Source organism: Mycobacterium sp. SMC-21, from assembly GCF_045310825.1.
Taxonomy (GTDB): domain Bacteria; phylum Actinomycetota; class Actinomycetes; order Mycobacteriales; family Mycobacteriaceae; genus Mycobacterium.
Window position 1 is genome coordinate 49,337 of sequence record NZ_JBJIAO010000032.1, and the last position, 9,999, is coordinate 59,335.

General features: G+C 62.5%; 3 protein-coding genes. All 3 read left to right on the forward strand.

What is annotated here, in order from left to right; all coding sequences use genetic code 11:
• Positions 1 to 147: 147 nt before the first annotated feature.
• From ACJH6H_RS23285 to ACJH6H_RS23295, 3 genes are read left to right on the forward strand one after another with little or no spacing between them, the layout of a single operon-like run.
• Entirely contained in the window at positions 148 to 3,558 is a 3,411-nt protein-coding gene (locus ACJH6H_RS23285; protein WP_061001008.1) for a helicase-related protein, read from the forward strand.
• Positions 3,558 to 6,377 carry a DUF1156 domain-containing protein gene (locus ACJH6H_RS23290; protein ID WP_064860468.1) on the forward strand — a complete coding sequence of 940 codons (2,820 nt, stop codon included), beginning with the start codon at positions 3,558 to 3,560 and terminating at the stop codon, positions 6,375 to 6,377. The genes ACJH6H_RS23285 and ACJH6H_RS23290 overlap by 1 nt, the downstream gene beginning before the upstream one ends.
• Before the next feature lies 1 nt (position 6,378).
• Positions 6,379 to 9,708, forward strand: coding sequence for a Swt1 family HEPN domain-containing protein (locus ACJH6H_RS23295; RefSeq protein WP_207546857.1), 3,330 nt, complete (start codon positions 6,379 to 6,381; stop codon positions 9,706 to 9,708).
• Positions 9,709 to 9,999 lie beyond the last annotated feature (291 nt).

Sequence of the window (9,999 nt, forward strand, 5' to 3'; positions counted from 1 at the left end):
ATGGCTCTCCCGACGGACGAAGGGAGCGTCGGGGTGGCCAGTCGACATGTCTGACGGTTGGCATACCCCTGCGCGCAACGCGCTCTCGGGCGACACCGGTTTGCAGACGACAGCGAACACCTCCAAGAAGTCATGCCTGGAGGTCGTGTGCAGCTAGAAGAGCTCAAATCGGGACTCCGCATCGAAGGACTGATCCCCGCTGAAATCGTCACCGTGCTCGCCGCCCAACAGCACGGCACCGAGGCAGTCGAGCTGACGTACCGGACCAACAACGGTGCGCTCGGTCAGCAAGTCGTCTTCAGGAAAGACCAGGACCAGCTGCGTGCAGCCGCGGCGGCCAGCCGACCATTCGACGCATCAGCATCTGACTACAAACTGGTAGCCGAGGCCCAAAGAATCAGCCTCGCAGGACTTTTCGACCCGATGCTGGCGGTGGCCACCAGCGACGTGCGTCCACTGCCGCATCAGATCCGCGCGGTCTACGGACAACTCCTCCCCCGGACGCCGCTGCGATTCCTCCTCGCCGATGATCCCGGTGCCGGCAAGACCATCATGGCGGGTCTCTACATCAAGGAACTCCTGCTGCGTGACGACGTCCGCCAATGCCTGATCGTCGCCCCGGGTGGCCTGGTGGAACAGTGGCAGGACGAACTGTTCTTCAAGTTCGGGCTGCGGTTCAACCTATTGACCAACCAGCTCATCGATGCCCACGTCGACCTCAACGTCTTCGAGACCAACCCGCTGCTCATCGCCCGTATGGACCAGCTGTCCCGCAACGAGGAACTGCAGGCTCAGCTCACGGAGACCGAGTGGGATCTGGTGATCGTCGACGAGGCGCATCGCATGGGCGCCCACTACTTCGGCGGAAAGCTGGAGAAGACCAAGCGTTTTCAGCTCGGCGAGCTTCTCGGCCGGATCACGCGTCATCTCCTCTTGATGACGGCGACGCCGCACTCAGGCAAGAACGAGGACTTCAATCTCTTCCTGACTCTGCTGGACCGTGACCGGTTCGAGGGCAGGAACACCAAGGCCACCGACACCGCCGACATCATGCGCCGAATGGTCAAGGAGGACCTCCTCACCTTCGACGGCAAGAAGCTGTTCCCAGAGCGCCGTGCCGAGACAGTGCCCTATGAGCTGACCGCCCTTGAACATTCGCTCTACGAGCAGGTCACCGCCTACGTCCGCGAAGGCATGAACCGCGCCGACCGGGTGGGCGGAAAGCGCAAGAACACAGTCGGATTCGCGCTCACCGTGCTGCAACGACGACTCGCGTCCAGCCCCGAGGCGATCTACAAGAGCCTGGTCCGCCGAACCGAACGGCTCGAGCGCAAGAAGCAGGAAATCGTCAACGGCACCTACGTCGAGAACGAACCGACCGTCGATGTCGATGCCCTTGACACCGACGACTACAACTCCGAAGAGATCGAAGCGCTCGAAGAGGAACTGCTCGATGCCGCTACTGCAGCGCAGACGGTGGACGAACTCGACGCCGAGTTGCTCGAACTGTCGGAGCTGACCCGCGCCGCCAAACAAGTTCGCGATTCCGGTACCGATCGCAAGTGGACCGAGCTGAGCAACATCCTTCACGACGAGGCACTGACGACGGATACCAACGGATGGCCGCGCAAGCTCATCATCTTCACCGAACATCGCGACACCCTCGATTACCTGGCCGGCCGGATCCGCTCGCTGCTCGGGAAACCTGCTGCCGTGCAGGCCATTCATGGTGGGGTCCGGCGTCGGGAGCGCCGCCAGATCACCGAAGAATTCACCAAGAACCGAGACTGCCAAATCCTCCTGGCCACCGATGCCGCCGGCGAGGGACTCAACCTGCAGGCCGCGCACCTGATGGTCAATTACGATCTGCCCTGGAACCCGAATCGCATCGAACAAAGGTTCGGCCGTATCCACCGCATCGGCCAGGAGGAAGTCTGCCGGCTGTGGAACATCGTGGCCAGCAACACCCGCGAGGGTGACGTCTTCGTCCGCCTGCTCGAAAAGATCGAAGAACAGCGGGAAGCCTACGGCGGCAAAGTTTTCGACGTACTAGGCGAAGCGTTCAACGAGACCCCGCTGCGCGACCTGCTGTTGGAGGCCATTCGCTACGGCGAGCTGCCCGAGACACGCGCCAAGATGCAGCAAGTCATCGATCACAACGTCTCCGACGGGCTCAAGGAACTGCTCGAAGAACGTGCCCTGGCGTCCGACCATCTCGCCGAGGCCGAGCTGGAGAAGTTGCGCGCGGCCATGGACGACGCGCGAGCACGCCGGTTGCAGCCCCACTACATCGAGATGGCCTTCAAGGCGGCCTTCACCCGACTCGGCGGACGCATCACCAAACGTGAGCGCGGCCGATACGAAATCACCAACGTCCCAGCACCTTTGCGCGACGGCAAGTTCGGGCCCGTTCCCACCAGATACGACCGCGTGACCTTCGACCTGGGACACGTACATTCCGAAGAACTCACCCGCGCTGATCTGCTCGCCCCAGGCCACCCCCTCCACGACGCGGTGATGCACGAAGCGATCCGTCGCTTCAGTGAAACTCTCACCAACGGGACCGTGTTGGTGTCGGCGACGCTGGACGAGCCGCAGCTCCTTGTGGGTGTCACCGAAGAGGTGACCGACGCTACCGGCGCTTCGGTGTCCAGGCGGTTCGGCTATGCATACGTGGACAGCCAGGGCGCCGTCAGGCCGGCCGGACCCGCTCCCTACCTGGACTGTGTCGCTGCGCCGGAGACGCCGGCAGTCACCGCAGCCCGCCAACTGTCCTGGCTTGCCGACGCCGAAGACCGCGCCACCAGCTGGATCATCACCACCCAACTACCCGAATACCTGGCAGAGGTACAGCCGCGCCGTGCCGCCGAACTCGCCAAGACCCGCGAACAGGTGACCAAACGCCTCGAGGAAGAACGCGATCGGCTACTGCTCGAGGCGCTCGTGGCGTCGGAGAAGGAGCAGGGCGGGGCGAAGCCCAAGGAATCCTCGGAGAACCTCAATCGCAAGGCGGTCGAGCTTGATTCCCGGCTCCGTAAACGGTTAGAGCTGCTGGACCGGCAGGCATTGATGTCGACCAAGCCGCCGCGCATCGTCACCGCGGCCTTGGTGCTTCCGGTGGGCATGGTAGATAACGAGCTACCGCCCTCTGCACCAATGCATGCCAAGGAGACCAAGGAAGTCGAGCGCCGCGGCGTCGATCTGGTGCTGGGTGTCGAACGAGCGCTGGGACGTGATCCGTTCGAACAAGCCTTCAACAACAAGGGTTTTGACATCTTGTCCTCGGATGCCAACGGCGACACCTACCGCATCGAGGTGAAGGCCCGCATCGACGGCGCCACCGACTTCTTCGTCACCCACAACGAGGTGATTCTCGGCAAGAATGCCGCGCCGCGGTACCGACTTGCGCTGGTGCGAGTCGACCCGCGCGGCGCTGAGTACGACGAGGTGCGCTACCTCGACAATCCGTTCGCCTCAACGGATCTCGGAGATTTCGACGCGACCGGGGTGCGCGGAGACTGGAAAAAGATGTGGGACAAGGGAACCGAGCCATTTTGATGACAGATGCTGATACAACGGCGAAGCCGGTGCGCAAACGCAAACTCATTGAGGTTGCACTCCCTTTGGAGGCGATCAACCGAGAGTCGGCATACGAGAAGGTTCCAGCGATCCGCCCACACCCACGCACACTGCATTTGTGGTGGGCCCGGCGCCCGAACGTGGCAGCGCGGGCGGTGCTGTTCGCTCAACTTGTCGATGATCCGAGCGCCCATCCGGACGAATTCCCAACCGACGAACTCCAACGCAAAGAGCGCGACCGGCTGCATGCCCTGATCCAGCGACTAGTCGTTTGGAGGAACTCGTGGGATGCGTCGCTGATGGCCGAGGCCCACGCTGAGATTCTCAAATCGACTGGCGGCAATCCGCCGCCCATTCTCGACCCCTTCGCCGGTGGCGGCACGATACCGCTCGAAGCACAGCGGCTCGGTCTGGAGGCGCACGCATCGGACCTCAATCCCGTTGCGGTACTGATCAATAAGGCGCTGATCGAGATTCCGCCGAAGTTCCGCGACCGGCCGCCAGTGTTCCCGGGCCTCGCTGAATCCGAGATCCGCTCATGGAAAGGCGCCGAAGGTCTGGCCGCCGACGTGCGGGCCTATGGGGCGTGGATGCGCGATGAGGCCGAAAAGCGGATCGGGCACCTGTACCCCAAGGCAGCCCTGCCGGATGGGTCGACAGCGACTGTCATTGCCTGGATTTGGGCACGTACCGTCACCTGCCCCAACCCGGCGTGTCGTATTGCGATGCCGTTGGTGCGGTCGTGGTGGCTCGGTAAGAAGAAAGGCAAAGAGGCGTACGTCGTGCCGTCCGTGGTCGACGGCAAGGTCAGCTTCTCCATCGGCCACGATCCGAAGACTGCGCCGACCTCGGAGACCGACGGCACGGTTGGGCGCAGCGGGGCGACCTGCATTGGTTGCGGGTCAGCAGTTGAGCTGAAATACATTCGGGCCGAGGGCCGAGGAGGGCGCATGGGCTCGCACCTCATGGCAACCGTCGCTGAGGGCGACCGGACTCGCGTCTATCTGGAATCGACGCCTGAGCACGAAGTAGCCGCACAAGTTCCGCATCCCGCCGACGTACCGGGGGGCGAACTACCGAACAATCCTCGCGACTTCAAAACTCCGAACTACGGCATGAGCACGTTTGCCGACCTATTCACACCGCGGCAGCTCATTGCGCTCACCACGTGCAGCGACCTTGTTGCTGAGGCTCGCGAGCGCGTACTCGCCGATGCCCTGACTTCAGGCTTGTCCGAAGGCGACCGTCTCGAATCCGGCGGCACCGGTGCCGCGGCCTACGCCGATGCGGTCGCAACCTACTTGGGGCTAGGCGTTAGCCGCACCGCCGATCGTTCATCGACAATCGCGAGCTGGGATTCATCTCTGGGCAAGGTACGCAATACCTTCGGCCGACAAGCGATCCCGATGACCTGGGACTTCGCGGAGGTCAACCTCTTCTCCTGTTCAACCGGAAATTTCGTCAGCCAGTTCGATTGGATCACTGATGCTTTCGAGAACGGGCCGACCCAAGTTGACGGGACTGTGACACAGGTCGACGCGACAAGTGCCAACTACAACGACGCCGTCATCTCCACGGATCCGCCGTATTACGACAACATCGGCTATTCGGATTTGTCCGACTACTTCTACATCTGGCTGCGTCGCGCAGTCCGGCCTATCCACCCGTATCTCCTCTCAACAATGTTGGTTCCCAAGGCGGAGGAACTCGTCGCCAACCCATACCGACATGCTGGCAGCCAGGGCGCACGCGAATTCTTCGAGGAAGGATTTCGGCAAGTGTTCGCCCGTGCGCAGGTCAGCGCATCGCCCAACTATCCGATCACCGTTTATTACGCGTTCAAACAGAGTGAGACAACGGAAGGCGGCGAGGCCTCGACGGGGTGGGAAACGCTGCTCGAAGGAATGATCCGCTCGGGTTGGGAGATCACCTCGACATGGCCACTTCGGAGTGAACAGGGCTATCGAATGATTGCGAGCGGCTCCAATGCACTGGCTTCCTCCATCGTTCTTTCACTTCGACCGCGGCCAGACGGAGCAGCGACAATAGACCGTCGGGGCCTAATTGCCGCGCTTGAGGCCGAATTGCCCTTCGCACTCAGAGAACTGCAGCAAGGCGCAATCGCCCCGGTCGACCTGCCACAGGCAGCCATCGGGCCAGGCATGGCGGTGTTCTCCCGATACTCAGCCGTCATCGAACCCGGCGGCTCGAAGATGTCGGTGCGGTCAGCGCTGGCGCGCATCAACGAGATCCTCGATCAGGTGCTCAACGAGCAAGAGGGCGATTTCGATTCGACAAGCCGATTCGCCATCGCCTGGTATCGCCAACATGGCTACGACACAGGTACTTTCGGAGACGCCAACAACCTAGCCAACGCCCGCAACACTTCCGTCGACACTATGGATCGTGATGGCATCCTGATCAGCAGGGCCGGCAAGGTCCAGCTGATCAAACCGTCTGACCTGGCCTCCGACTACGACGTGCTCGCCGACCTACACACCAGCAACTGGGAAGTCCTGCACCACCTGATCAAGAAGCTGGAAGGCGACGGCATCACCCCCGCCGGCGAATTCCTGCGCATCGCGCTGACCCGACCGGACGCAGCGATCGATGCCGATTTGGTGAAAGAGCTTGCGCACCTCCTGTTCCGGATCGCCGAGAGCAACGGCTGGACCAAGGACGCGCTGAGCTTCAACAGCCTGGTCACCAGCTGGCCCGAAATTCTCGATGTGGCACGGGCCGATGCTCCGGCAACGAGCGCACAGGGCACCTTGGACTACGACGAGGAAGACGACTGACATGGCGCTGAGCAATCGCGACCGCATCAACCGCATGTTCGAGGTCATCGCGCCTGCCTTGGACGACTTCATCTCCTCAGTGATCGGACAGGGCGACCCAGCCCTCGGCGCGGCCTGGCCCAAACTCGTCCAGAACAAGGACTCGAAAAACGGCGCCCCGTCGACCAAGACATACGAGCCACTCGACCCGCAGGTGCAATTGCGGATGCTGACCGAAGGCAACATCACCGGCGGGTTCAGGAAGGGCTGGTACCCATTCAACGAAGCGCTCGGCAGGGCCGGGGAGTCCTTCGCCATTGAGCTTCGGGAGGCGCGAAACACGTGGGCACACAACGGTTCGTTCAGCGACGACGATGCCTACCGCACCTTGGACACTGCCGAGCGCCTGCTGCGGTTGATCGGCGGCAGCACCGAGGCGGACGAAGTCCAAACCATCAAGCGCAATCTGCGCCGAGTTACCGCGGACAAAGACGACAAGAAGGTACTCAAGGCGGCTGTCGACAATCCCGAGGCCGCCGGCCTCCAGCCGTGGCGGGAAGTGCTGCCACCGCACGATGATGTTGCGACGGGAAACTTCGCGTCCTCCGAATTTGCGGCTGACCTCCACAAGGTTGCCTTCGGCGGAGAACAGGATTCGGACTATGCCGACCCGGTGACGTTCTTCCGACGCACTTACCTGACAGAGGGACTGACCGATCTCGTCGGCCGTGCCGTCAGGCGCTTGTCCGGCGACGACAACGCGCCGCCGGTGATCAACCTGCAGACCAATTTCGGCGGCGGCAAGACGCACTCGATGCTGGCCCTGTGGCACGTCGCGGCCGGGCTTCCGGTGGGTGATTTCCCGCAGGAGACCGCAGACTTGCTGACCACCAACGGTTACCAAGCCGGCATGGTGAACCGCGTCGCGATCGTCGGCAATCATTTCAGCCCAGCCGGCGAACCCAAGACGGACGGCCCTCACGTCAACACCCTGTGGGGCGAGTTGGCCTGGCAGTTGGGCGGCGCGGAGGCGTACGCACTTGTCGCCGAAGCCGATGTCAACCGAACGCCTCCGGGCGCGGCGCTCCACGAACTGCTGGCGAAGTACTCCCCCGCGGTCATACTCATCGACGAATGGGTTGCCTACGCCCGCTCACTCGTCGGACGCGATGACCTCGCCGGTGGCACGTTCGATGACCAGTTCACCTTCGCGCAATCGCTCACCGAAGCCGCCAAAGGAACGTCCGGCGTGTTGCTGGTCATTTCGATACCGGCTTCCAACGCCATCGACAGTTCAGAGCCCATCGCCGGAAGCGCCGAGGAAGTCGGCGGCTCCAACGGACTGGAGGCCCTACATCGCCTGCAGCGCGTCGTTGGCCGTCTCGCCGACCAGTGGCGTCCTGCATCATCGCTTGAGGCGTATCAAATCGTGCGGCAACGACTGTTCCAACAACCCGACGCGGCTGCGCTGGCATCGATCGGCGCTACCGCGCGCGCCTATGTCGACTTCTACCGCAAGTACAACGACGACTTCCCGCGAGAATCCCGGGAGCCGGCCTACGAGGACCGCATCAAACGGACCTATCCCATTCACCCCGAACTCTTCGACCGTCTCTACGAGGAGTGGTCGTCGCTGGAGCGGTTCCAGCGCACCCGTGGAGTTCTGCGCCTGATGAGCACCGTGATCCACGCGCTGTGGACCGGTGACGACTCGTCACCGCTGATCATGCCGGGCTCGATACCGCTGGCGGTCGGACGGGTGAACTCGGAATTGACCAGCTACCTCCAAGATTCGTGGAAGGCCGTGATCGACGCCGATGTCGACGGCCCGAACTCCGAACCGGCCCGCATCGACGTTGCGAAGCCGCTGTTCGGTCAGCGGTCCCTGACCAAACGTCTCGCTCGAACCGTGTTCTTCGGCGCCGTACCGACGATCGGCTCGGCGCACAAGGGGCTCGAAACCCAACGTGTCTTCCTGGGAACCGCGGTGCCCGGCGATGTCCCCGGCAACTTCCATGCCGCGCTGACTCAGCTCGGCGATCGGGCTACCTACTTCTACTTGGGGTCCGGCAAGTACTGGTATGACCTGCAGGCCAACATCACTCGTACCGCCAAGGACCAAGCCGAGCGCCTGCACAAGGAAGACGTCTGGGCTGAAATCGCGCTCCGTCTGCAAGCCCAAGCACGTACCCGCGGCGACTTCGCCGGTGTGCACGTGTGCCCGGAATCGAATGCCGATACTCCTGATACCGATGAAGCCCGGCTGGTGATCCTGCATCCCAAGGTCGCACACAAGCGGGGTACCGATTCTGCGGCAAAGGCTTTCGCGCACAAGGCAACGGAGCAGCGTGGCACTGCGAACCGCTCCAACCGCAACATGCTCGTGTTTCTGGCCGCCGACGAAGCACGACTCGAAGAGCTCGACAACGCGGTGCGCGACTACCTCGGCTGGAGCCACGTCCTGGCCAACGAGGCCGATCTGGATCTCACCACGAACCAGAAGGATCAGGCCACCCAGCGGCAGGCAACGGCCGACCAGACGGTCAAATCGCGTCTGCTGCAAACATTTACGTGGGCCCTCATTCCGTCACAGCCCGATCCGGGAGCGCCTTTCATCCTGCGCGAGACCAAGGTGGAAGGACAGTCGGAGTCACTGGCCGAACGAGTGTCCCGTCGTCTCGGCAGCGACGGGGATCTGTCAACACAGCAGGCCGCCGTGACCGTTCGGCTTGCCATCAACAAGGTCCCACAGATCTGGAAAGACGGGCACGTTACGCTCGGCGCGCTGTGGGAGCTGTACTGCCAGTATCCTTATATGCCGCGCCTCCGCGATCGGAAAGTGTTGCAAGAAGGCGTCCGTGAGCTTCCCCTGATCTGGGAGACCGATGCTTTCGCGTTGGCCACCGGCTACCAAGACGGCCGGTACGTCGGCTTGTGGATTCCTGGCGATGCCAATTCCGCACCGGTTGCCACGGACTCGCTCCTGCTCGTGCGCCCCGATGTTGCCACCAAGCAGCGTGCCGAAGAAGAGCCTGCCCCCGAATCTGGGGATCCCAGTCCGTCGCCAACGAAACCGCAGCCGGCCAAGGGACCAGGCGTCGACGTCGGGTTCCCGCCGGCCAAGACCCGCTTCTACGGCGTGAAGACCCTCAGCTCGGACAAGATCGCGCTCGATTTCAAGAACATCGCGGATGAGGTCATCGCAAACCTGCGCGACCAAGGAATTGAACTAGTGGTGCGAATCGAAATCGAGGCTGTCGACTCAAACGGGTTCGACGAGAACAAGATTCGCACGGTCGCCGAGAACGCCAAAACGCTGAAGTTCGATCAGTCTGGGTTTGAGGAGAGCTAGCTTCGCGCGGACTTCGCGGCCTGCACGTTCCAGTCAACGGCGAGGCTGTCGACGGCGTACGTCGCATCGTCGACGGTGTAGTGCTCCGCCGAAACCAATTACCTGATCAGGCCTGTTCGGGAAAACGCCGTGTAGTCGAGGTAATCCTTCACAGCTCGTACGGCATTCTGCCGACTCGCGGGTGTCCGCGGGAGTTGTCCCGCCGGGCGTAATCGGGCTCTTCACAGATGAGGGTGTAGAGGTGGTTGGCGCGTCGTTGCCGGGATAGAGGTCGAGGTCTCTCGAAAATGA